Origin of the sequence: Pseudoxanthomonas sacheonensis (genome assembly GCF_010093305.1) — a bacterium.
GTDB lineage: Bacteria > Pseudomonadota > Gammaproteobacteria > Xanthomonadales > Xanthomonadaceae > Pseudoxanthomonas_A > Pseudoxanthomonas_A sacheonensis.
Window position 1 is genome coordinate 64,600 of the sequence record NZ_PDWS01000009.1, and the last position, 22,167, is coordinate 86,766.

Below are 22,167 nucleotides of genomic sequence, written 5' to 3' on the forward strand. Positions count from 1 at the left end.
GTCATCGGCTCAGCGCGAGACCACTTCGGTCGCGGCGAAGAAGTACGCCACTTCCACCGCGGCGTTCTCGACCGAATCCGAACCGTGCGCTGCGTTGGCGTCGATCGAATCGGCGAAGTCGGCGCGGATCGTGCCCGGCGCAGCGTCTTTGGGATTGGTGGCGCCGAGCAGTTCGCGATGCAGAGCGACGGCGTTCTCGCCTTCCAGCGCCTGGATCATCACCGGGCCGGAGATCATGAAGTCGACCAGCGCGTTGAAGAACGGACGTTCGCGATGCACGGCGTAGAAACCCTCGGCTTCGCGACGCGACAGCTGCTTGTACTTGGCGGCCACGATCTTCAGGCCGGCCTTTTCGAAACGCGAATAGATTTCGCCGATGACGTTCTTGGCGACGGCATCGGGTTTGACGATTGACAGGGTGCGCTCCAGCGCCATGGATTTTCTCCGTTGGGTGGGCCACTGCGGACCCGAGATTAACATGAAAAACCCGCGTCGAAACGCGGGCTTAGGCTAAATTGCGTAGCGCAATTCTAACGTATCGGCGGCATATTTGCAGCGGCTCCGCACTCTCGATGCGGCAGTGCAGCATGACTTTCGAAGGGGTCGAGCCCAGAATCAAACAAGCGTTTGATTGCCGAGAGCCTGATGGCCAACACCACCCATTTTTCAACCAAGGACCGGATCCTCGGCGCCGCCGAGGAACTGTTCGCCCAGCATGGCTTCGCCGGCACCTCGTTGCGTCAGGTGACCAGTCGCGCCGACGTCAATATTGCCGCGGTCAACTACCACTTCGGCTCGAAGGAGAACCTGGTCAACGAGGTCTTCCGCCGGCGCATGGACGACATGACCCTGCTGCGCCTGCGCCAGCTGAAAACAGCCTTGGAACAGCATCCCGGCGAGTTGCAGCCCATACTGGCCGCGTTCGTGGAGCCCGCCCTGGCCATGTCACAAGACCGTCATGGCGGCGGCGCGTTCGTGCGCGTGGTGGCGCGTGCCTACGCCGAAAAGAACGATGGCCTGCGCAAGTTCCTCTCCGACCACTACGGCCACGTGCTGCGCGAATTCGGCAAGGCGATCGCCGGTTGCGTTCCCGGCCTGAGCAAGGAAGAGCTGTACTGGCGGCTCGACTTCCTGGCCGGCGCGCTTACCTACGCCATGGCCGACTTCGGCCTGATCAAGCGTCCCGCCGATGTCACCGAAGCGGCGCACCGTGAGCGCGCCGCACGCGAACTCATCCGTTTCGCCGAGGCCGGCATCCGCGCCGACCACTGAATTATTTCATCATATAAACAAGGATTTATAGAACATGTCTAATAAGTTGCTTGTACGCAAAGCGGCCGTACTCGGCGCCGGTGTGATGGGGGCGCAGATCGCCGCGCACCTGACCAATGCCGGCGTGGACACGGTGCTGTTCGACCTGCCCGCCAAGGAAGGGAATCCGGACGGCGTGGTGCTGAAGGCCATCGCCAACCTGGGCAAGCTCAGCCCCGCCCCGCTCGCCAGCAAGTCGCTGGCCGAGGCCATCACGTCCGCCAACTACGACAGCGGGCTCGAACAACTGCGCGGCTGCGACCTGATCATCGAGGCCATTGCCGAGCGCATGGACTGGAAGCAGGACCTGTACAAGAAGATCGCTCCGTTCGTGGCCGACCATGCCGTGCTGGCCAGCAACACTTCCGGCCTGGGCATCAATGCTCTTTCCGATGTGCTGCCGGAACAGCTGCGCCACCGCTTCTGCGGCGTGCATTTCTTCAACCCGCCGCGTTACATGCATCTGGCCGAACTGATCCCGACCAAGGTCACCGACACGGCGGTGCTGGAAGGCCTGGAAGGCTTCCTGGTCACCACCCTGGGCAAGGGCGTGGTCTACGCCAAGGACACACCCAACTTCATCGGCAACCGCATCGGCGTGTTCTCCATCCTGGCCAGCATCCACCACACCGCCGAATTCGGCCTGGGCTTCGATGAAGTGGATGCCGTAAGCGGCCCGCTGATCGGCCGTCCCAAATCGGCGACCTACCGCACCTCCGACGTTGTAGGCCTGGACACCATGGCCCATGTCATCAAGACCATGGGCGACACCCTGCCCGACGATCCCTGGCACAAGTACTTCGCCGCGCCCAAGTGGCTGGAGGCGCTGATCGCCAAGGGCGCGCTGGGACAGAAGACCGGCGCCGGCATCTTCCGCAAGGTCGGCAAGGACATCGTGGTGCTGGACCTCAAGGCCCAGGACTACCGCCCGTCCACCGGCGTCGCCGCACCGGAAGTCGTCGAGATCCTCAAGCTCAAGAACCCGGCGGAAAAGTTCGCCAAGCTGCGGGAAAGCCAGCATCCGCAGGCGCAATTCCTGTGGGCCACCTTCCGCGACCTGTTCCACTACAGCGCCTACCACCTGGCCGATATCGCCGAAACCGCGCGCGATGTCGATCTGGCCATCCGTTGGGGCTACGGCTGGTCGCTGGGCCCGTTCGAGACCTGGCAGGCCGCCGGCTGGAAGCAGGTGGCGCAGTGGATCGCCGACGACATCGTGGCCGGCAAGGCCATGAGTTCGGCGCCGCTGCCCAATTGGGTGTTCGACGGCCGCGAAGGCGTGCATGCGGCCGAGGGCAGCTACAGCCCCGTCAAGAACGCCAAGCTGCCGCGTTCCGCCCTGCCCGTCTACCAGCGCCAGCGTTTCCCGGATCCGCTGCTGGGCGAAAAATTCCCCGCGGGCGAAACCGTGTTCGAAAACGACGGCCTGCGCATGTGGACCGACGGCGACGGTATCGCCGTGGTCGGTTTCAAGACCAAGATGAACACCGTCAACGACCACGTGCTCAACGGCCTGCAGGAAGCGGTAGCCCGCGCGGAGAAGGACTTCAAAGGATTGGTGCTGTGGCAGAACAGCGAACCGTTCTCCGCCGGCGCCGATCTTTCCGGCGCCATGGGTCTGCTGCAGGCCGGCAACGTGGCCGGATTCGAGGCCATGGTCGCCAACTTCCAGGCCACCAGCCAGCGCATCAAGTATTCGCTGGTGCCGGTGGTGGCCGCAGTGCGCGGCCTTGCGCTGGGCGGCGGTTGCGAATTCCAGATGCATAGCGCCAAAACGGTGGCCGGACTGGAAAGCTACGTCGGCCTGGTCGAGGCCGGTGTCGGCCTGCTGCCTGCCGGCGGCGGCTTGAAGGAAATCGCGGTGCGCGCTTCGCAGGCCGCAGGTCCCGGCGGCGATGTGTTCGCCGAGCTGAAGAAAACCTTCGAGACCGTGGCGATGGCCAAGGTTTCGGCTTCGGCGATGGAAGCGCAGGAACTGGGCCTGGTGCGCAAGACCGACAGGATCGTGTTCAACGCCTTCGAACTGCTGTACGTGGCCAAACAGGAAGCGCTGGCCCTGGCCGAAAGCGGCTATCGCCCGCCCCTGCCGGCGCGCCGCATCCAGGTCGCCGGCGATGTCGGCATCGCCACTTTCAAGATGATGCTGGTCAACATGCTGGAAGGCCGCTTCATCAGCGAATACGACTACGAGATCGCCGTGCGCATCGCCACCGTACTGTGCGGCGGCGCGGTGGATCGCGGATCGCTGGTCGACGAGGAATGGTTGCTCAGACTCGAGCGCCAGCACTTCGTGGAACTGGCGCAACAGGAAAAGACCCAGGCGCGCATCGGCCACATGCTGAAGACCGGCAAGCCGCTTAGAAACTGAGATTCGGGAAACGGGATTCGGGATTCGTGAAAGCGAAGCCCGAATCCCTGCACTACCGAATCCCCAATCTCGAATCTCGAATTCCGGAGTTATCCATGAGCAAACAGATCCAGGAAGCCTACATCGTCACCGCCACCCGCACCCCGGTGGGCAAGGCGCCGAAAGGCGTATTCCGCAACACCCGTCCCGACGACATGCTGGCGCACGTGCTCAAGGCCGTGGTCGCCCAGGCGCCGGGCATCGACGTCGGCCGCATCGACGACGCCATCATCGGCTGCGCCATGCCCGAGGGCGAGCAAGGCATGAACGTGGCGCGCATCGGTCTGTTGCTGGCCGGCCTGCCCAACACCATCGCCGCGCAAACCATCAACCGCTTCTGCTCGTCGGGCCTGCAGGCCGTGGCGCTTGCGGCCGACCAGATCCGCCTGGGCAACGCCGACCTCATGCTGGCCGGCGGCACCGAGTCGATGTCGATGGTGCCGATGATGGGCAACAAGATCGCCATGGCGCCCAGCGTGTTCGACAACGACCACGTGGCCATCGCCTACGGCATGGGCATCACCGCCGAAAAAGTGGCAGAAGAATGGAAGGTGTCGCGCGAAGACCAGGACGCCTTCGCCCTGGCCTCGCACCAGAAGGCCATCGCCGCGATGCAGGCGGGCGAGTTCCGCAGCGAAATCACGCCTTATGAAGTGATGTCGCATGTACCCGATCTGGCCGGCAACACCATCCAGCTGCGCAAGCTGCTGGTGGAGAACGACGAAGGTCCGCGCCCGGACACCACGCTGGAAGGCCTGGCCAAGCTGCGCACCGTGTTCCGCAATCCCCAGTTCGGTGGCACCGTGACCGCCGGTACTTCGTCGCAGATGAGCGACGGCGCCGCGGGCGTGCTGCTGGCTTCGGAACAGGCGATCAAGGACTACGGCCTGACTCCATTGGCGAGATTCGTGTCCTTCTCGGTCGCCGGCGTGCGCCCGGAAGTGATGGGTATCGGTCCTATCGCCGCGATTCCGAAAGCGTTGAAGCAGGCGGGCATCACCCAGGATCAGTTGGACTGGATCGAATTGAACGAAGCCTTCGCGGCCCAGGCGCTGGCGGTGATCCGCGATGTCGGCCTGGATCCGTCCAAGGTCAACCCGCTGGGCGGCGCCATCGCGCTCGGCCATCCGCTGGGCGCTACCGGCGCGATCCGCACCGCCACGCTCGTCCACGGCATGCGCCGCCGCCAGCAGAAGTACGGCATGGTGACCATGTGCATCGGCACCGGCATGGGCGCGGCGGGCGTGTTCGAAGCGCTTTAAGCCGGTATTTCCGCCAGACCAGAAAGGGCAGCCATTGGCTGCCCTTTTTCGTAGGTCGGGGCTACGTCCCCGATGCGTGAATCTCCGGCCGTCGGCCGCGTAGGGCCGACCTGCGAAATTTCACAACACCCCAAGGAGCTTTCCAGGACGCCGGAACGGGTCGCGATTTCCAACTCGTTATTCCAATTCGGTGACGCCGAGCTCTTTGAGCGCGTTTTGCATCAACTGTTGCGCCGCATCGCTCAGTTTCTCGTGGTCCAGCGCATAACGGATGGTGGCCTCGATCAGGCCGATGTGCGTGCCGCAGTCGAAACGCGTGCCGCGAAAACGGTAGGCGTGGACGGGGTGCTCGGCCAGCAGTGCCGCGATCGCATCGGTCAGCTGGATCTCGCCGCCCGCACCGGGCGTGGTGCTTTCCAGCAGATCGAAAATGCGCGCGCTCAGCACATAACGGCCGACCACCGCCAGAGTGCTGGGCGCCGTCTCGGGACTGGGCTTTTCGACGATGGCCGAAATACGGCCCTCGCGGCCCGAGAACGTCTCGGTCGCCACTATGCCGTAGCTGCCGGTCTGATCGCGCGGCACGTCCTGCACCGCGATCACGCTGGCGCCGGAAGATTCGGCGGCATCGGCCATCTGTTTGAGCGCGCCCGGACCCCGGTTCCAGATCAGATCGTCGGGAAGCAATACCGCGAAAGGTTCGTTGCCCACGATAGGCTTCGCGCAAAGCACAGCGTGCCCCAATCCCAACGCCTCGGCCTGAGTGACGAACACCGCGCGCACGTGGCTGGGCAACACGTTGCGCACCAGTTCCAGCTGCTCCAGCTTGCCTGCCTGTTCAAGCTTCTGCTCCAGCTCGTAGGCTTTGTCGAAATAGTCGGCCACCGCATGCTTGTAGCGGTTGGTCACGAAAATCAGCGTATCGCAGCCCGCTTCCACCGCCTCGTCCACGGCGTACTGGATCAGCGGCTTGTCGATGATCGGCAGCATCTCCTTGGGGACGGTCTTGGTGGCGGGCAGGAAGCGGGTTCCAAGGCCTGCGACGGGGAAAACGGCTTTCCTGATACGTTGACTCATCGGGTATGTCTGGCTTCTCGTGCGGGGAACTGGACGATAGTGGCGCCGGCGTCGCCGCTCTGCCCCGACGGAGAAAATTCGGGTATCGCCGCGCGCAGGATGCGCGAAAGCTCGTCGTTATCGTAATTCGCCACCGCGGTCTGCAGCAGGAAGACCGCGCGCGCGATGATTTCCGCCGAAGCATCGCGCGCGCGCGCTTCGAGAATCTTGGAATGCGAAGTGGGCCGGTAGAGTTCGTCCGCGTGAAACAGCGTTTCATGCAGCTTTTCGCCCGGGCGCAGGCCCGTATAGGCGATCGCGATGTCCTTGCCGGGCTGTTTTCCTGCCAGACGGATCATCTGCTCGGCCAATACCCTAATCGGCACCGGCTCGCCCATGTCCAACGTGTAGATGGAAGCGTGGGCGGCGCTGGCGGCCGCTTGTACGATCAGCTGGCAGGCTTCCGGGATGGTCATGAAATAGCGCGTGACCTCCGGATCGGTGACGGTGACCGGACCGCCGAGCCTGATCTGCTCGCGGAACAGAGGCACCACGCTCCCCGCCGAATCCAGCACATTGCCGAAACGGACGGTCACGAACCTCGTCGAAACGCGGTCGTCCAGGGTCTGGCAAACCATTTCGGCCAAGCGCTTGGTCGCGCCGAGCACGTTGACCGGATCGACGGCCTTGTCGGTGGAGATGAAGACGAAGGTCGCCACGTTCGCCTCGCGGCAGGCCCGCGCCACGACTTCGGTCGCCAACACGTTGTTGCGCACCGCTTCGCGCAATTGCTGTTCCAGAAGCGGGACTTGCTTGTAGGCGGCGGCGTGGAAAACCGCGTCCGGTTCGGCGATCTTCAACGCATGCTGGATGACCGCCGGGTCGCCGCAGTTGCCCAATACGGAAATGATCTCCAGATCGGGAAATGCGCGATGCAACTCCGTCTGGGCCGTGACCAGCGCCAGCTCATCGACTTCCAGCAGGGTGATCCGGCTCGCGCCATGGCGCGCGCATTGCCGGCACAGCTCCGAACCGATCGAGCCGCCGGCGCCGGTGACCAGGACGGTGCGCCCGCCCAGCCAGCCGCGAATGAGTTTCCAGTCCGGAGTGACCGGCTTGCGGCCCAGCAAGTCGTCGATGGCGACTTCCTTCAGTTCGCCGGGCAGCGAACGGCCTTCCAGCACGTCCACCAGTCTGGGCACGGTGCGGAATGGCAGGCCGGTGCTCTCGCAGATGGCCACCACCCGCTGCATGCTCGCAGCATCCATGGACGGCATCGCTATGACGATGAGTTTGGCGGCGGTTTCCTTGGCGATGGCGGGCGCATCGGACAATCCGCCGAGCACGGGAACGCCGTGCAGTTTGGTGCCCTGCAGGCGGGCCGAATCGTCCAGCAGGCCGACCGGCTGATAGGCGCCGCTGCGCCGCAGGTCGCGCACCAGGGCTTCGCTGGACCTGCCCGCACCGAGTATGAGCACCCGCAGGGCTATGCCGTTCTTGCTGTCCGCGTTCTGGTTGTCCTTCCAGGCCCGGAACATGAGGCGCGGCATGCCCAGCAGGCCGACCAGCAGGAACGGATACATCACCAGCACGGCGCGCGGCACCGATCCTAGCCGGTTGTAGAGAGCCAGCCCCAAGGCAAGGGCAAGCAAGCCTACCAGGCTGGCCTTGAGGATATTGCCCAGATCCGGAACGCTGGCGAAGCGCCAGAGCCCGCGATAAAGACCGACCCACCAGAACACCAGTCCCTGCGCGACCACGACTATCGCGATCTCGGGCGACCACAGGGGATATGAAGGGGGGTTTGGCAGCATTGCATAGCGCAGACGATGCAGCGCTTCCCAACACAGCCAGACCATCAGCAGATCGTGCCCCACCACCATCGAACGGGGCACCAGGGCAGCCATTTTTCCGCGCCAGGAATTCACTTTCGCGCATCCTTACTCATAGAGATATCCCTGCGCATACGCGCCCATAAAAAGCCTGCGCCCAGAAACCATACCAGGCAAATACCCGCCGACCCATAGTCCGTCCAGTCCTTTCCGACAACAACCAATAGCGCGGCCACAAGACTGAATCCTGCGTAAGCCAAGGTGACTCCTGCATGACTCACGTTGCGATTCGCCCACTTCTGGTAGGTGTGCTGGACATGCGGCGCCCACCAGCGCTCCCTTCGCAGGATGCGCATACCCAGTGTGAAGCCCGCGTCTACCAGGAAGGCCGAAATCGGCAGCAACAGCAACGGCCAGGCAACCCGGTCCGAGGCGAAAGCCGCCGCCAGCAGTCCCGCAAGCAGGAACCCAAGCGCCCCGCTGCCCACATCGCCCAGAAAAATCCGGGCCTTGGGGAAATTGAAGGGCAGGAATCCGGCCAGGGCCGCGGCCAATCCGGCGGCGACCCACTCCCATGCCCCGCCGGTCAGGACAAAGGCCATGGTCAGCGCAACGATGGCCGCCTGACTGCTTGCCAGCCCATCGATGCCGTCCATGAAGTTCCAGACATTCACCAGGACCATGGCCAGAACGAATGCCAGGATGGGAGCCAGCAGTCCCGGCGTGGAGCGGTGCACCCCCCAAGCCAGAAGGAATGCAGCCAAGGCCTGCACAAGCAGTCTTGGCCAGGCCGGGAGGGGTCGATGGTCATCCACCCAGCCGATACCCGCGACCAGAACCAGTCCAGCAGCGAAACATTTCAGCAAGAAAGACTCCGGTCCGCCTCGCAGCGCCAACCAGATTATCGCCGCCAATACCGTTGCCACTATCGCGATGCCGCCGCCTCTCGGCGTGGCCACGACATGGCTCCGTCGCTCGCCAGGCTGGTCGAGCAACTGCTTCTTCAACGCATAGCGTCGCGCCAGCCAGGTACCGGATGCCGCTAGCACCAGGTGCAGCAGCATCCATACTGGAAGTGCCGTCATTCAGACCACCGCGTAGTTCAGCAGCGGCTTCACCGTTCCCCATTCCTTGCAACTGGGGCATTGCCAATGGTGGGTACGTGCGCCGAAGCCGCAGCGCGTGCAGCGGTAGCTGGGATTGCGCACCAGCAATTGATCGGTGATGTGCTTGAGATCGTTCAACGTGGCGGTCGGATCGGCGCCCTCGGCCAGGGTCAGGTCTATCAGCGCCGCTTCGCCACGCACCGAAGGCCGGTCCTTCAGCTGCCGGGCAAGATAGGCGCGCGCGGCCGCCACTCCGTCCTGTTTTTCGACCAGACGGGTCAGCGCCAGGACCGGAGCGATGCCCCGGTAGTGTTCGCACATTTCCGAAAGGAAAGCGCGGGCGCCGGAAAGATCCCCGCCCTGCTCGTAGTTGGCCAGCAGGCTGGGCAGCACTTCGGGCAGATAATCGGGGTCGTGCCGCGCGGCGCGTTCGAAAGCGCGGATCGCGGCTTCGGGATTGGCCGCGTCCGATTCCATGCGGCCTTCCAGAATGCCCGCACGCACGCAGCTGGCATCGGCCTGATAGGCGCGCGCGATGGCGGCGCGTGCGGATTCGACATCGTTGGCGGTACGGTGGCGCTCGGCCAGTTCGCATTCGAACTGGGCGATCAGTTTACCCATCGGCTCACCGGCCACTTCTTCGTAGCGGGTGGCGTTGTCGATGGCTTTTTCCCAGTCGCGCTCGGTCTGGTAGATGCCGATCAAGTGCTTGAGCGCCTGCGGAGCGCGCTGGTCGATGCGAGTGAGATCGCTGAAAACCGTCTCGGCGCGATCCAACAATCCCGAGCGCATGTAGTCTTCGCCCAAAGCCAGCAACGCCTGCACTTTCTGTTGATCGCTCAAGTCGTGGCGTTGCACCAGTCCCTGATGCAGGCGGATGGCGCGGTCGACTTCGCCCCTGCGGCGGAACAGGTGGCCCAGCGCGACCTGGGTCTCGAAGGTTTCCTTGTCCAGCTCGGCGATATGCAGGAACAGCTCGATGGCCTTGTCCGGCTGCTCGTTCAACAGATAGTTCAAGCCGCGGAAGTAAGTGCTGGAAAGCCGGCTGACCTGGGTGTCGCCATGGCGCTGCCCGCCTCTGCGCCCTATCACCCAGCCGCTGAGCGCGGCCAGCGGCAGGAACAGGAAGAACCAGAACCATTCGTTGAGGAATTGCATCTACTGGAAGCCTATCTGATGGCTCAGACGCCGGTGCCGAGCTGAGGTGCCGATGACGCAGTGGCCTGTTTGTTGGCTTTGCGCAGCTTCGTATACAAAGGCCAGACCAGAGTAGCCAAGACGATCAAACCGCCTATGACCACACCGGCCAGCAGCGAGAGGATGATTGCGACCCCCGAAGAAGTCTGGATGTCTGCGAACAGCAATTTGAGCGTGATGGGCTGGGTATTCAGCACACCGACCAACAGACCTATGCCCAGGAAGATCAATGCGATGATCAGACGGAAAATGTTCATCGGGCAGCTCCATGCTTGGGAGCCGCTAGCTTAGCCGAGAGTGGCGGGACAGGACACGCCGAAAGCGCGCGGGATGCGGCAAGCAGCGCTTATTCGCCGCTTTCCTCGATGGGAGTCACGCCGCTGACGCGTTCGCGCAGCTCTTTGCCGGGCTTGAAATGCGGCACGTGCTTGGCCGGCAGGGCCACCGAATCGCCGGTCTTGGGATTGCGGCCAAGACGGGGCGGACGGTAATGCAGGGAAAAACTGCCGAATCCGCGGATCTCGATGCGCTCGCCATGGGCCAGGGCACCGCCCATCATCTCCAGCAGCGACTTCACTGCAAGATCGACGTCGTCGGCCTTCAGGTGGGGCTGGCGACGGCTCAGGATTTCGATGAGTTCGGATTTGGTCATCGTCACGGAGATAGGCGAAAAGCACCACTACCGGCCCGGAACGACCGGGCCGGAGTGGATCGAGTGGCTTGCTTACTCGGACTTGTTGCCGTCCAGTTGCGCGCGCAGCAGCGCGCCCAGCTGGGTGGTGGCGCCGGCGGAAGAAGACTGCGACTGGTAGTCCTCCAGCACTTCGCGCATTTCGGCATCGTCCTTCGCCTTGATCGACAGCTGCAGGGTACGGCCCTTGCGGTCCATGCCCATGAAGCGCGCTTCGATCTTGTCGCCCACCTTCAGGTGCTGGCTGGCGTCGTCGATGCGTTCGTTGCTGATGTCGCGCGCGGCCACATAGCCTTCCACGCCTTCGGCGATGTCGATGATGGCGCCCTTGGCGTCCACTTCGCGCACTGTGCCTTCCAGCTTGGCGCCCTTCGGATTGGCGGCCATGAACTGGCCGAACGGATCCTGCTCCAGCTGCTTGACGCCCAGGCTGATGCGCTCGCGCTCCGGGTCCACGGCCAGCACCACGGCTTCCAGCGTGTCGCCCTTCTTGTAGTTGCGGGCCACGTCTTCGCCGGTGGAGTTCCAGCTGATGTCCGACAGGTGGATCAGGCCGTCGATACCGCCGTCCAGGCCGATGAAGATGCCGAAGTCGGTGATCGACTTGATCTGGCCCGACACCTTGTCGTTCTTCTTGTGGATGGCGGCGAAGGTTTCCCACGGATTGGCGGCGACCTGCTTCATGCCCAGCGAGATGCGGCGACGCTCCTCGTCCACGTCCAGGACCATCACTTCGACGTCGTCGCCGACCTGCACGACCTTGGACGGGTTGACGTTCTTGTTGGTCCAGTCCATTTCCGACACGTGCACCAGGCCTTCGACGCCCGGCTCGATCTCGACGAACGCGCCGTAATCGGTGACGTTGGAGACCTTGCCGAACACGCGGCTGTTGGCCGGGTAGCGGCGGGCGATGTTGTCCCACGGATCCTCGCCCAGCTGCTTCAGGCCCAGGCTGACGCGGTTGCGCTCGCGGTCGTACTTCAGCACGCGCACGTCGAGTTCCTGGCCCACTTCAACCACTTCGGACGGATGGCGCACGCGCTTCCAGGCCATGTCGGTGATATGCAGCAGGCCGTCGATGCCGCCCAGGTCGACGAACGCGCCGTAGTCGGTGAGGTTCTTGACCACACCCTTCAGCACCACGCCTTCCTGCAGCTTGTCCATCAGCTGCTCGCGCTCTTCCGAATGCTCGCTCTCGACCACCGCACGGCGGGAGACCACGACATTGTTGCGCTTGCGATCCAGCTTGATGAGCTTGAACTCGAGTTCCTTGCCTTCCAGGTAGCCCGGGTCGCGCACGGGGCGCACGTCGACCAGCGAGCCCGGCAGGAATGCGCGGACGTCCTTGATGTCGACGGTGAAGCCGCCCTTGACCTTGCCGCTGATGCGGCCGGTGATGGTGGCGTTGGCTTCCAGGGCTTCTTCCAGCTCGTCCCACACCATGGCGCGCTTGGCCTTCTCGCGCGACAGCACGGTTTCGCCGAAGCCGTTCTCCAGGGAGTCCAGGGCGACCTTTACCTCGTCGCCGACGGCCACGGTGAGCGTGCCGTCGTCGTTACGGAACTGTTCGATCGGCACGATGCCTTCGGACTTCAGGCCGGCGTTGATCACCACCACGTCGTTGCGGACTTCGACCACGGTGCCCATGACGATGGAACCGGGCTTCAGCTTGGTGAGGTGGATCTGGCTCTGTTCAAACAGTTCTGCAAATGATTCGATCATTGAATAAATCTCGGTTGATGACGCAGACCGGGCACTGGTTGGATGTGCGGCGGTCCACCCGTTGTCGGCCTGGGCGGGATGCCTGTGACCGTGAGTGTTGTGGTGGATGAACCGCCGGGAGGATTCCCGACGGGGCTGGTTTTGTTGCGTTGTCCGCTACGCTGGATCCGGCTGGACTCAGGATTTCACCAAGGCCAGCACGCGCTCCACGACCTGATCGATGTTCAGGCCGGTGGTATCGATGAGGACGGCGTCTTCGGCCGGCCTCAACGGCGCCACCGTGCGCTGGGCATCACGGGCGTCGCGGGCGAGAATCTCGCGTAGCAGACCGTCTATTGTGACCGAAACCCCTTTGTCTTTCAACTGGTTATAGCGCCTTTCCGCTCTTTCCTCGGCGCTGGCGGTCAGGAAAACCTTGTAGGGGGCGTCCTTGAAGATGACCGTCCCCATGTCCCGCCCGTCGGCCACCAGCCCGGGAGGCTGCCGGAAAGCACGCTGGCGCTCCTTCAGCGCTGAACGGACCTCGGGAAAGGCGGCTATGGCCGAGGCTACCGCGCCCGTGGTCTCGAGCCTGAGCTCGTCGGTGGCATCGGAGTCGTTGACCCAGACCCGCAGGTCGCCCTGGGCGTTCTCCTTGAAGCTGACCTCGGTGTCGAAAGTGCAGCGCACCAGGGCCGCGGGGTCGGAAATGTCCAGGTTGGCCCAGCTCGCCGCCACGCCCACCGCACGGTACAAGGCGCCGGAATCGAGGTAATGCCAGCCCAGGCGGGCCGCGGCGATACGGCTTACCGTGCCTTTGCCGGCGCCGGAGGGGCCGTCGATGGTCAGAACCGGAATATTGTCGGACATGGGAACCCCGTGGATTTGCCGGGCATTATGCCCGGCCACCCGCCAGTGGCTGGAGGACGCCGGTCGCCGTAAGGCAAAGGCTTGAACCTCAAAGGAAAAATCCGCTAGAATGCGCGGCTTGATTTTTGTCCCGGCCGGACCACTGGTCCGCTCCGGCCACATTCCCAGACAGTTACAGTCCAAATTTCCCGAGGTATGTCATGAAAGTCCTTTCCTCCCTGAAGTCGGCAAAGACCCGTCATCGCGACTGCAAGGTGGTCCGCCGCCGTGGCAAGGTCTTCGTGATCTGCAAGTCGAACCCGCGTTTCAAGGCGCGTCAGCGCTGAAGCACCCACGGCGCATAGGCGCTGCAATATCGGGTCAGTCCGACACAGAAAGACCGCCTCCGGGCGGTTTTTCTTTATCCGGGCGCGTGGCGGCGCGCTCACCGTCACGATTGCCGCACTACATCGCGGCGCGGCGGTTTTTTGTTGCGGCCGTTTTGCTATAAAGACCCGTCCTTTGGGGAGCCACCGCCATGAACCATCGCTTGCTTGCCGTCCCGATGCTCGTCCTGCTCTGCTGCGCGGGCGCCGCCAGCGCCGATACCCTGTTGATAGAGCGCGCCCAGGAAAAACCCGCCGTCGCCTTGCCGGTGCGGGGCGACACCGCCGCAGCCGTGGAAGCCCGCTTCGGCGCGCCTCAGCAGAAACTGGAACCACGCGGCGGCCAGAAACGCCAGTGGCCCGTGATCAACCGCTGGGTCTACCCGGCCTTCACCGTGTATTTCGAGAAGAACCGCGTCATCGACGTGGTGGCCAACCAGGCCGGCCCTGACGAAGTCGGGCCCAAGCCTCCGATCCGATAAAACAGTCCGATAACAGTCCGATAACAGTCCGAAAGAACTTCAATGACCGATGCTTTTCGCTTCCCTGCGGAATGGGAACCCCAATCCGCAGTCCTGATCGCGTGGCCGCATGCAGAAACCGACTGGGCCGAGCGCCTGGGCGAAGTCGAGGAAACCTACGTCGCACTGGTCGCGGCCCTGACCCGCTTCGAGCCGGTAGTGATCTGCGTGGCGGACGAAGATCTGCAGACCTACGCCGAAGCGCGACTGCGTTCGGCGCGGGTGGACATGGCCAAGGTGCGCTTCGTGCCTGCCGAATACGACGACACCTGGCTGCGCGATACCGGCCCCATCACCCTGCGTGCGGGCGACCGGTTCAAACAGCTGGATTTCCGCTTCACTGGCTGGGGCGGCAAATACCAGGCGAGCCGCGACGACCGGCTTGTCGGCGAGCTTTCCGGAATGAACCTGTTTCATAACTATTTCGTGCAAAGCATTGATTTTGCATTGGAAGGTGGTGCTATAGAAACCGACGGAAACGGCACGCTGCTCACTACTTGGCAATGCCTGCACGAGCGCCACCCGGACGTTTCGCGGGCAGAAATCACAGCGCGGCTGGCCGGCTGGCTGCAGCAGGATCGCGTGCTGTGGTTGGACCGCGGCTATCTGGAGGGCGACGACACCGATGCCCATATCGACACCCTCGCCCGCTTCGCGCCGGACAATGCGATCGTGTTCCAGGCCTGCGACGATGCGGCCGATTCGCACTACGCCGAACTCACCGCCATGGGCGAAGAAATCGCCGCGCTGCGCACCCGCGATGGGCGGCCCTATCGGCTGTTCCCGCTGCCTTGGGCCCGGCCGATCCTCGACAACGGCCGTCGCCTGGCCGCTTCCTACGCCAACTACCTGATCGTCAACGGCGCTGTGCTGATTCCGGCCTACGGCGATGACGCCGATGCCAGAGCCGCCGAAGTACTTGCCTCCGCCTATCCGGGCCGGGAGATCGTGCAGGTGCCCTGCCGCCCGCTGATCTGGCAGAACGGCAGTCTGCACTGCATCACGATGCAGTTGCCGGAAGGCCTGCTGCCCTGAGTGGCGGCCATGCGGACCGCGCGATACCGGTCCGCTCCATCATCGGAGTGAATTCCTTCGCCGCGAATCGCAAGCGCATGCGTCGCCTGCCGTCCTTTGCCCGGTCATCCGCTTATCGCAGTGTGAGTCGTGTTGCATATGCAGGCCGGGGTTCGACCTGACGATCGATCTACCGTAGATTTGCATCGATCCAATCGCATCGGTCGCAACTGTCTTCGGAGCCATCAGCCATGCAACGATTCGCTTCCATCGCACGTTTCCGCATCGCATTGCGATATCTGACGGCCTGCGCGTGCCTGCTGGCCGCCCCGCTGTCCATGGCTACCTCTACCGCGCCGACGGTCGTGGCGTCGACGGAAAGCAAGGCCGCGTTCGATGCGCGCATGCAATGGTGGCGCGAGGCGCGCTTCGGCCTGTTCGTCCATTGGGGCCTGTACTCGGGCGCCGCCGGCCGCTGGAACGGCCGACCGGTCGCGGGCACCGCCGAATGGATCCAGCGCAACGCGCATGTGCCCGCCGACGAATACGCGCGGCAGATGCGTCCCTTGTTCCGTCCCAAGCCGGGCTTCGCGCGCGAATGGGCCAGGCTGGCCAGACAGGCCGGCGCCAAATACCTGGTGTTCACCAGCAAGCACCACGAAGGCTTCGCCCTGCACGACAGTGCGGTAACCACGTTCGACGCCAAGGATTTCACCGACCGCGACCTGGTCAAGGAGATCGTCGACGCCGCGCGCGCGGAAGGCCTGAAAGTCGGTCTCTATCATTCCGTGATCGATTGGCACCACCCGGCCTATCCGTACCGCGATTTCCTCAAGCTCGAGCAACCGCTGCCGCATCCGCTGGAGAAAACCACTCCAGCCGAGGATCCCGGCTATCCGCAACGCGCCGACCTGAAGGAATACCAGGACTACCTGCAGGCGCAGGTGCGCGAACTGGTCGAACATTACGGTCCGATCGACATTCTCTGGTGGGACTACTCCAATCCCGGCGCGGAAGGCGAAACCTGGCGGGCGCGGGAACTGATGGCGATGGTGCGCGAGCGGCAACCCGGCATCGTCATGAACAACCGGCTGTATCGCTCGCTCGGTTACGACGACCCGCAAGGCAGCCTGAAATGGTTCGATCGCGCGCACGGCGATTTCACCACGCCGGAACAGGCGATTCCCGCCAACGGCGTCGTCGGCGTCGACTGGGAAGCCTGCATGACGATGAACGACACCTGGGGCTACAACGCGCACGATCGCCATTGGAAATCGACCGCCACCCTGATACGCGATCTGGTCGATGCCGCCAGCAAGGGCGGCAATTTCCTGCTCAACATCGGCCCCCAGGCAGACGGCAGCGTGCCGCAGGCCAGCGTGCTGCGGCTGCGACAGATCGGCGCCTGGATGCAGCGCAACGGCGAATCGGTCTACGCCACCACCGCCAGCCCGCTGGATGCGGTCGGCTGGGGCCGTGTCACCGCGCGGGGCGAACGCTTGTACCTGCATGTCTTCGAGCGTACCAAGGACGGCATGCTGCGTCTGCCACTGTCGGGCAAGCGCAGCGCCAAGCTGCTGCAGGGCGGCGCATCGCTGGAAACAAGCCGGGAAGGCGAAACGCTTGTCGTCGCATTGCCGGCCGAACTGCCCGATGCCATCGATACCGTGGTGGTGCTGGACCCGGCCTGATCCCTGAACCGGCTCGACGACACGCCGCACTTCACAATTCCGGCCCGACATGACTTTGGTTGGGTAGGCGGCAAACGTTTCGTTCACACATCCCATCGCCTGATCGCCGATAACCGGCAGCTCTTCCCTGTTCGAGGAATCTGCCGTGTACACACGACGCAAGTTCCTGGCTTCCGCCGCTATTGCCGCGGCCGGCTTCGGTCTGGCCGCCTGCCGCGACTCCGCACAGGCGGAAGCGGTAAAGACCGGGCCTTCGGCGCGGTCCGGCCCGCTGAATACCCGTCTCATTCCCGGCACCCAGGAACGCCTTCCAGTCATCGGCATGGGCACCTCGGGCAGTTTCGAAGTAGGCGAAAGCGCGGCCGAACGCGACCCGCTGCGCGAGGTGCTGAAACGCTTCTTCGCCGCCGGCGCGTCCCTCATCGACACCGCGCCGACCTATGGCACGGCCGAGGACGTGCTGGGCGCGCTGCTGGCCGAACTGGGGCTTCGCCCCAAGGCATGGATTGCGACGAAGCTGTCCAGCGTCAGCGGTCGCGAGGCGGGATTGGCGCAGTTCAACGACACCCTGCGCCGCCTGAAGACCGATAAAGTCGAACTGCTGCAGGTACACAACCTGGGCGACCTGAAGACGCAGCTGGCGCTGGCGCGGGAGCTGAAATCCGAAGGCAAGGTGCGCTATGTCGGCCTCACCCACTACCTCGAACGTGCGCAGGACGAACTGGCCGCTGTGGTCCAGGCCGAGAAGCCAGACTTCCTGCAGATCAATTATTCGGTCGTGACGCGCGGCGCCGAAAAGCGGGTATTGCCGCTGGCGCGTGAACTTGGCGTGGCCGTGCTGATCAACCGCGCCTTCGAAGACGGCAAGCTGTTCGCGCAGGTCAAGGACAAACCGCTGCCCGCCTGGGCGGCCGAGGCCGGTATCGCTTCCTGGGCGCAGGCTTTCCTCAAGTTCGCGTTGAGCCATCCCGCCGTGACCGCGGTGATTCCCGCCACCGGCAAACCGGATCGCCAGAGCGATAATCTGGGCGCAGGCAGCGGCCCCGACCTCACCGAAGCGCAGCGCCAGTCGCTGATCGCTGCGCTGGCCTGACCCGCGCATGGCATCGCAAGCGAATGCGGTGACTCGCCGCCTGGCCGCGTTGTTCAACGTGGAGGAACGGGAAGCCGGCGCAGTCGTCGCTGGACTGCTGTTGTTCTTCCTGCTGTTCGCAGGCTATTTCATGTTGCGGCCGGTGCGCGAAACCATGGGCGTAGCGGGCGGCGTGGACAACCTGCAGTGGCTGTTCACCGGCACTTTCGTGGCCACGATAGCGGCGTTGCCGCTGTTCGGCTGGCTGGCCTCGAAAGTGGCGCGGCGGCGCATCCTGCCCTGGACCTACGGTTTTTTCGCCGCCAATCTGTTGGCCTTCGCCGCAGCATTCGCGCTGGCGCCCGACAACCTTTGGTCCGCACGCACCTTTTATATCTGGTTGTCGGTGTTCAACCTGTTGTCGATCTCGGTGGCCTGGAGCGTGGTCGTCGATGTATTCGCTTCCAATCAGGCCAAGCGCCTGTTCGCGCTGATGGCCGGAGGCGCGAGCCTGGGCGGTCTGGTCGGACCGCTGCTGGGCACTTTGCTGGTGGAGCCCATCGGTCATTCGGGCTTGCTGCTCCTGTCGGCGGCGATGTTGGGCGGTAGCGCACTGGCCGCGTGTCATCTGCAACGGTGGCGCGATGCCAATCCCTTGCCGCAGCGGGAGGACAGCCAAACGCGACGCAGACCACTAGGCGGCAACCCTTTCGCAGGCGCCACGGATGTTTTCAAATCGCCCTACCTGATGGCCATCGCGCTGTTCGTGCTGCTGTTGACCAGCGTCACCACGTTTCTGTATTTCGAACAGGCGCGGCTGGTGGCCGAGACCTTCAGCGACAAGACCCGGCAGACGCAGGTGTTCGGCACCATCGACGTCGTCGTGCAGAGCCTGGCCATCCTGACCCAGATCTTCCTCACCGGCCGCGTCGCGCAACGGCTGGGCGTCGGCGTGCTGCTGGTGGCCGTGCCGGTCGTGGTCGCGGCGGGATTCGTCTGGCTGGCGCTGGCGCCGACCTTCGCCGTGTTCGTGGTGGTGATGGTGGTGCGGCGCTCGGGCGAATACGCCTTCGTGCGGCCCGGGCGGGAAATGCTTTACACCGTCGTCACTCCCGGAGAAAAGTACAAGGCCAAGAACTTCATCGACACCGTGGTGTACCGGGGCGGCGACGCGGTGAGCGGCTGGGTCAAACGCGGGCTCGATCTGGTCGCTGAACATCCTGCGCTGGCGATGCTGATCGGCGCCGGGATCGCGCTGGCATGGGCCGTCACGGGTGGCATGCTGGGACGCTGGCACCACCGCCGCGAAGCCGCCGCCAACGCGCAATAGAGCCGCGTTCATCGCGCGGCGGCCTTCCCTGTCGCCTTCCGCGATAACATGCCCTCCCCACCCCGCACCCCGCCGACATGACCCTGCGCACTACTCTGCCCGTCGCCCTGATCCAGGAAAAAAACCATGGTGATGCCGAGGCCAATCTTTCGGTGATCGAAGCGCGCGTGGCCGAAGCAGCCAAGCGTGGCGCCAGGCTGGTGTTATTGCAGGAACTGCACAACGGCGCGTACTTCTGCCAGCACGAATCGGTGGCGGAGTTCGACTTGGCCGAACCCATTCCCGGCCCCAGCACCGAACGCCTGGGCAAGCTGGCCAAGCAGCACGGCGTGGTGCTGGTCAGCTCGTTGTTCGAGCGCCGCGCCGCCGGCCTGTACCACAACACCGCGGTGGTCTTCGAGAAAGACGGCAGCACCCTGGGTAAGTACCGCAAGATGCATATCCCGGACGATCCGGGCTTCTACGAAAAATTCTATTTCACCCCCGGCGACCTCGGCTTCAAACCCATCGATACCTCGGTGGGCAGGCTCGGCGTGCTGGTGTGCTGGGACCAGTGGTATCCGGAAGCCGCGCGGCTGATGGCGCTGGCGGGTGCGGAGCTGCTGCTTTATCCCACCGCGATCGGCTGGGATCCGGACGATGCGCAGGACGAAAAGAGCCGCCAGCGCGATGCCTGGATCCTCAGCCATCGCGGCCATGCTGTCGCCAATGGCCTGCCGGTGCTGTCGTGTAATCGCGTAGGCCACGAGCCCTCGCCGCTCGGAGCATCCGGCATCCAGTTCTGGGGCAATAGCCACGTACTGGGGCCGCAGGGCGAATTCATCGCCGAAGCCGGTGGCGAGCCCGAAATCCTCAGCACCGAAGTCGACCTGGCCCGCAGCGAACACGTGCGTCGCATCTGGCCCTTCCTGCGCGACCGGCGCATCGACGCCTATGGCGATCTGCTGAAGCGGTATATCGATTGAACCTGCAGCTGCGCAAGGCGACCCTTGCCGACATTCCGCATATCCACGCGGTGTACGCCCGGGAAGTGCGTGACGGCGTGGCGACTTACGAATATCAGGCACCCGACGAAACGGAGATGGCGCGGCGCATGCAGGAACTGCTGGCGAACGGATATCCCTTTCTGGTCGCCGAACGCGAAGGCGCGTTCGCCGGCTATGCCTACGCCAGCGCTTACCGCGGCCGCGCCGGCTATCGCTGGACCGTGGAGGACACCGTCTATGTAGCTGCCGAAGCTCAGGGGAAAGGGGTCGGCCGCGCTCTGCTCGCCCGCCTGATCGCCGATTGCGAAGCGCTAGGCTTCCGCCAGATGGTGGCGGTGATCGGCGAGCCCGGCAACGGCGCCTCGGTGGTCCTACACGAAAAACTCGGCTTCCACATCATCGGCATATTCCCCGGCCTGGGCCGCAAGCACGGACGCTGGCTGGATACGGTGCAGATGCAGCGCGCATTGGGCAGCGGCAACCACGAAGCACCTTTCGAAGAATGAATCCATGAACGATATATCTTCCTCCGCTCTGCATGATCCGCTCGCCGGGCAGCCGCACCAGATCGTCGAGCGCGATGGCGTGCGCTACACCCTGCTGGGAACCGCGCACGTCTCCAGGACCAGCGTGGAAACGGTACAGGCCGCCATCGCCAGCGGCGATTACGATACGGTCGCGATCGAACTCGACGCCGGGCGCCTGCAAGCGCTGACCGATCCCGATGCCCTGGCCAAACTCGATTTGGTGAAGGTGATCCGCGAAGGCAAGACCCATTTGTTCGCCGCCAACCTCGCACTGGCCGCCTACCAGCGGCGCCTGGCCGAGCAGTTGGACGTGGAGCCAGGCGCCGAGCTGAAAGCGGCCGCACTGGATGCGCGCGAACGCAACTTGCCGCTGCACCTGATCGACCGCGAAGTCGGGCTGACCTTCAAGCGCGCCTTGAGCCGGCTGGGCTGGTGGGGCCGCGCCAAGATCGGCGCCGGCATCATGATGGCCATGTTCGCCGACGAGGAAGTCGGCGACGACGAGATAGAGAAACTCAAGCACGGCGACATGCTGGAATCGAGCTTCGGCGAATTCGCGGCGGAAAGCCCGGCGCTGTACGAAAGCATCATCGCCGAACGCGACCGCTACATGGCCGCGCGCCTGCGCGAATCGGTCACCCACGCCAGCGGCGCGCGCGAGGTACTGGCGGTGATCGGCGCTGGCCATTTGCAGGGCATGGCCGAGCATTTGCGGAGCGATGTCGAAGCGCCGGCCACGGTGCGCGCCGCACTGGAGTCGGTTCCCGAGAAGAGCAAAGTGCCGTGGTTCACCATCGCGCTGGCCGCTTTCCTGGTCGGCGGATTCGCGTGGGGCTTCTATCGCGGCGGCGTGGACGTAGGCGCCGACCTCATCGTGCAATGGGTGCTGGCCACCGGCCTGCTGGGCGCGCTGGGCTGCGCCATCGCTGGCGGCCATCCGCTGAGCATCCTGGCCGCCTTCATTTCTTCTCCGCTGACGCCCCTGCACCCGGCGTTGGCCTCGGGCACGGTCAGTGCGTTCGTCGAAGCGGCGCTGCGCAAACCCACCCACGCCGATTTCATGGCGTTGCGCGACGACGTGCAGACGGTGCGCGGCTGGTGGAAGAACCGGGTCGCGCGGATCCTGCTGAACTTCTTCCTGACCAGTCTGGGTACCGCCATTGGCGTGTGGACGGGCGGTCTGCGGATGCTGGGCAAACTCGTCGGCTGAGCCAGATCTTTGTAGAGC

21 protein-coding genes are annotated in these 22,167 nt (G+C 64.2%); 12 read left to right on the plus strand and 9 right to left on the minus strand.

Translation table 11 applies throughout. The features are described 5' to 3' along the window. Positions 1–9: 9 nt before the first annotated feature. A complete protein-coding gene (ndk, locus tag CSC73_RS09535; protein ID WP_093280210.1) occupies positions 10–435 on the minus strand; it encodes a nucleoside-diphosphate kinase in 426 nt (141 codons plus the stop codon). A gap of 210 nt (positions 436–645) precedes the next feature. Here ndk and CSC73_RS09540 point away from each other — a divergent pair, with 210 nt between their 5' ends. The 3 genes from CSC73_RS09540 to CSC73_RS09550 all read left to right on the plus strand — a co-directional run bounded on the left by CSC73_RS09540 (position 646) and on the right by CSC73_RS09550 (position 4,980). Then, complete coding sequence (locus CSC73_RS09540) at positions 646–1,272, plus strand: TetR/AcrR family transcriptional regulator (RefSeq protein WP_163840207.1); 627 nt, start codon at positions 646–648, stop codon at positions 1,270–1,272. 34 nt (positions 1,273–1,306) lie between these two features. After that, entirely contained in the window at positions 1,307–3,679 is a 2,373-nt protein-coding gene (locus CSC73_RS09545) for a 3-hydroxyacyl-CoA dehydrogenase/enoyl-CoA hydratase family protein (RefSeq protein WP_163840208.1), read from the plus strand. Positions 3,680–3,774: 95 nt separating this feature from the next. Beyond that, complete coding sequence (locus CSC73_RS09550; RefSeq protein ID WP_163840209.1) at positions 3,775–4,980, plus strand: acetyl-CoA C-acyltransferase; 1,206 nt, start codon at positions 3,775–3,777, stop codon at positions 4,978–4,980. A gap of 177 nt (positions 4,981–5,157) precedes the next feature. Here the strand turns inward: CSC73_RS09550 and galU are convergent, their stop codons facing one another. The 8 genes from galU to cmk form a co-directional block, all read right to left on the minus strand. Next, positions 5,158–6,057, minus strand: coding sequence for a UTP--glucose-1-phosphate uridylyltransferase GalU (gene galU, locus CSC73_RS09555; protein ID WP_163840210.1), 900 nt, complete (start codon positions 6,055–6,057; stop codon positions 5,158–5,160). After that, positions 6,054–7,964, minus strand: coding sequence for a polysaccharide biosynthesis protein (locus tag CSC73_RS09560; protein WP_425502300.1), 1,911 nt, complete (start codon positions 7,962–7,964; stop codon positions 6,054–6,056). Before CSC73_RS09560 ends, galU begins: the two co-directional genes overlap by 4 nt. Then, positions 7,961–8,953, minus strand: a complete 993-nt coding sequence (locus CSC73_RS09565; protein WP_163840211.1) for an MraY family glycosyltransferase — start codon at positions 8,951–8,953, stop codon at positions 7,961–7,963. Before CSC73_RS09565 ends, CSC73_RS09560 begins: the two co-directional genes overlap by 4 nt. Next, positions 8,954–10,132, minus strand: coding sequence for a lipopolysaccharide assembly protein LapB (gene lapB, locus CSC73_RS09570; protein WP_093280216.1), 1,179 nt, complete (start codon positions 10,130–10,132; stop codon positions 8,954–8,956). 23 nt (positions 10,133–10,155) lie between these two features. Then, a complete protein-coding gene (locus CSC73_RS09575; RefSeq protein ID WP_163840212.1) occupies positions 10,156–10,428 on the minus strand; it encodes a lipopolysaccharide assembly protein LapA domain-containing protein in 273 nt (90 codons plus the stop codon). A gap of 89 nt (positions 10,429–10,517) precedes the next feature. Beyond that, the gene (locus CSC73_RS09580; RefSeq protein ID WP_093280218.1) at positions 10,518–10,823 is read right to left on the minus strand and encodes an integration host factor subunit beta; all 306 of its coding nucleotides are present in this window, start codon (positions 10,821–10,823) and stop codon (positions 10,518–10,520) included. Between the two features lie 72 nt (positions 10,824–10,895). Then, positions 10,896–12,584, minus strand: coding sequence for a 30S ribosomal protein S1 (gene rpsA, locus CSC73_RS09585; protein ID WP_163840213.1), 1,689 nt, complete (start codon positions 12,582–12,584; stop codon positions 10,896–10,898). Positions 12,585–12,761: 177 nt separating this feature from the next. Further along, positions 12,762–13,433 carry a (d)CMP kinase gene (cmk, locus tag CSC73_RS09590; protein WP_093280220.1) on the minus strand — a complete coding sequence of 224 codons (672 nt, stop codon included), beginning with the start codon at positions 13,431–13,433 and terminating at the stop codon, positions 12,762–12,764. Between the two features lie 200 nt (positions 13,434–13,633). Here cmk and ykgO point away from each other — a divergent pair, with 200 nt between their 5' ends. The 9 genes from ykgO (at position 13,634) to CSC73_RS09635 (ending at position 22,149) form a co-directional block, all read left to right on the plus strand. Then, entirely contained in the window at positions 13,634–13,759 is a 126-nt protein-coding gene (gene ykgO, locus CSC73_RS09595; RefSeq protein WP_005913193.1) for a type B 50S ribosomal protein L36, read from the plus strand. Between the two features lie 191 nt (positions 13,760–13,950). Beyond that, complete coding sequence (locus CSC73_RS09600; protein ID WP_163840214.1) at positions 13,951–14,280, plus strand: hypothetical protein; 330 nt, start codon at positions 13,951–13,953, stop codon at positions 14,278–14,280. A gap of 42 nt (positions 14,281–14,322) precedes the next feature. Continuing rightward, positions 14,323–15,354: an agmatine deiminase family protein gene (locus CSC73_RS09605; RefSeq protein WP_163840215.1), complete on the plus strand. Its 1,032-nt coding sequence runs from the start codon at positions 14,323–14,325 to the stop codon at positions 15,352–15,354. A gap of 230 nt (positions 15,355–15,584) precedes the next feature. Further along, positions 15,585–17,024: an alpha-L-fucosidase gene (locus CSC73_RS09610; protein ID WP_163840216.1), complete on the plus strand. Its 1,440-nt coding sequence runs from the start codon at positions 15,585–15,587 to the stop codon at positions 17,022–17,024. Between the two features lie 145 nt (positions 17,025–17,169). Beyond that, positions 17,170–18,117 (plus strand): aldo/keto reductase, encoded by a 948-nt coding sequence (locus CSC73_RS09615; protein ID WP_163840217.1) that lies wholly within the window; start codon positions 17,170–17,172, stop codon positions 18,115–18,117. Between the two features lie 7 nt (positions 18,118–18,124). Continuing rightward, entirely contained in the window at positions 18,125–19,426 is a 1,302-nt protein-coding gene (locus CSC73_RS09620; protein WP_163840218.1) for an NTP/NDP exchange transporter, read from the plus strand. 77 nt (positions 19,427–19,503) lie between these two features. Continuing rightward, a complete protein-coding gene (locus CSC73_RS09625; protein WP_163840219.1) occupies positions 19,504–20,391 on the plus strand; it encodes a carbon-nitrogen hydrolase in 888 nt (295 codons plus the stop codon). Beyond that, on the plus strand, positions 20,388–20,918 hold the full coding sequence (locus CSC73_RS09630) for a GNAT family N-acetyltransferase (RefSeq protein ID WP_163840220.1): 531 nt from the start codon (positions 20,388–20,390) through the stop codon (positions 20,916–20,918). Before CSC73_RS09625 ends, CSC73_RS09630 begins: the two co-directional genes overlap by 4 nt. Positions 20,919–20,922: 4 nt before the next feature. After that, entirely contained in the window at positions 20,923–22,149 is a 1,227-nt protein-coding gene (locus CSC73_RS09635) for a TraB/GumN family protein (protein WP_163840221.1), read from the plus strand. Positions 22,150–22,167 lie beyond the last annotated feature (18 nt).

Coding starts and splice junctions, on each gene's coding strand:
- CSC73_RS09550 (WP_163840209.1), top strand. CDS start 3,775: ATGAGCAAACAGATCCAGGAAGCCTACATCGTCACCGCCACCCGCACC.
- CSC73_RS09575 (WP_163840212.1), bottom strand. CDS start 10,428: ATGAACATTTTCCGTCTGATCATCGCATTGATCTTCCTGGGCATAGGT.
- CSC73_RS09610 (WP_163840216.1), top strand. CDS start 15,585: ATGCAACGATTCGCTTCCATCGCACGTTTCCGCATCGCATTGCGATAT.
- CSC73_RS09540 (WP_163840207.1), top strand. CDS start 646: ATGGCCAACACCACCCATTTTTCAACCAAGGACCGGATCCTCGGCGCC.
- CSC73_RS09605 (WP_163840215.1), top strand. CDS start 14,323: ATGACCGATGCTTTTCGCTTCCCTGCGGAATGGGAACCCCAATCCGCA.
- cmk (WP_093280220.1), bottom strand. CDS start 13,433: ATGTCCGACAATATTCCGGTTCTGACCATCGACGGCCCCTCCGGCGCC.
- CSC73_RS09620 (WP_163840218.1), top strand. CDS start 18,125: ATGGCATCGCAAGCGAATGCGGTGACTCGCCGCCTGGCCGCGTTGTTC.
- CSC73_RS09565 (WP_163840211.1), bottom strand. CDS start 8,953: ATGACGGCACTTCCAGTATGGATGCTGCTGCACCTGGTGCTAGCGGCA.
- galU (WP_163840210.1), bottom strand. CDS start 6,057: ATGAGTCAACGTATCAGGAAAGCCGTTTTCCCCGTCGCAGGCCTTGGA.
- CSC73_RS09635 (WP_163840221.1), top strand. CDS start 20,923: ATGAACGATATATCTTCCTCCGCTCTGCATGATCCGCTCGCCGGGCAG.
- ykgO (WP_005913193.1), top strand. CDS start 13,634: ATGAAAGTCCTTTCCTCCCTGAAGTCGGCAAAGACCCGTCATCGCGAC.
- lapB (WP_093280216.1), bottom strand. CDS start 10,132: ATGCAATTCCTCAACGAATGGTTCTGGTTCTTCCTGTTCCTGCCGCTG.
- CSC73_RS09545 (WP_163840208.1), top strand. CDS start 1,307: ATGTCTAATAAGTTGCTTGTACGCAAAGCGGCCGTACTCGGCGCCGGT.
- CSC73_RS09600 (WP_163840214.1), top strand. CDS start 13,951: ATGAACCATCGCTTGCTTGCCGTCCCGATGCTCGTCCTGCTCTGCTGC.
- CSC73_RS09580 (WP_093280218.1), bottom strand. CDS start 10,823: ATGACCAAATCCGAACTCATCGAAATCCTGAGCCGTCGCCAGCCCCAC.
- CSC73_RS09625 (WP_163840219.1), top strand. CDS start 19,504: ATGACCCTGCGCACTACTCTGCCCGTCGCCCTGATCCAGGAAAAAAAC.
- ndk (WP_093280210.1), bottom strand. CDS start 435: ATGGCGCTGGAGCGCACCCTGTCAATCGTCAAACCCGATGCCGTCGCC.
- rpsA (WP_163840213.1), bottom strand. CDS start 12,584: ATGATCGAATCATTTGCAGAACTGTTTGAACAGAGCCAGATCCACCTC.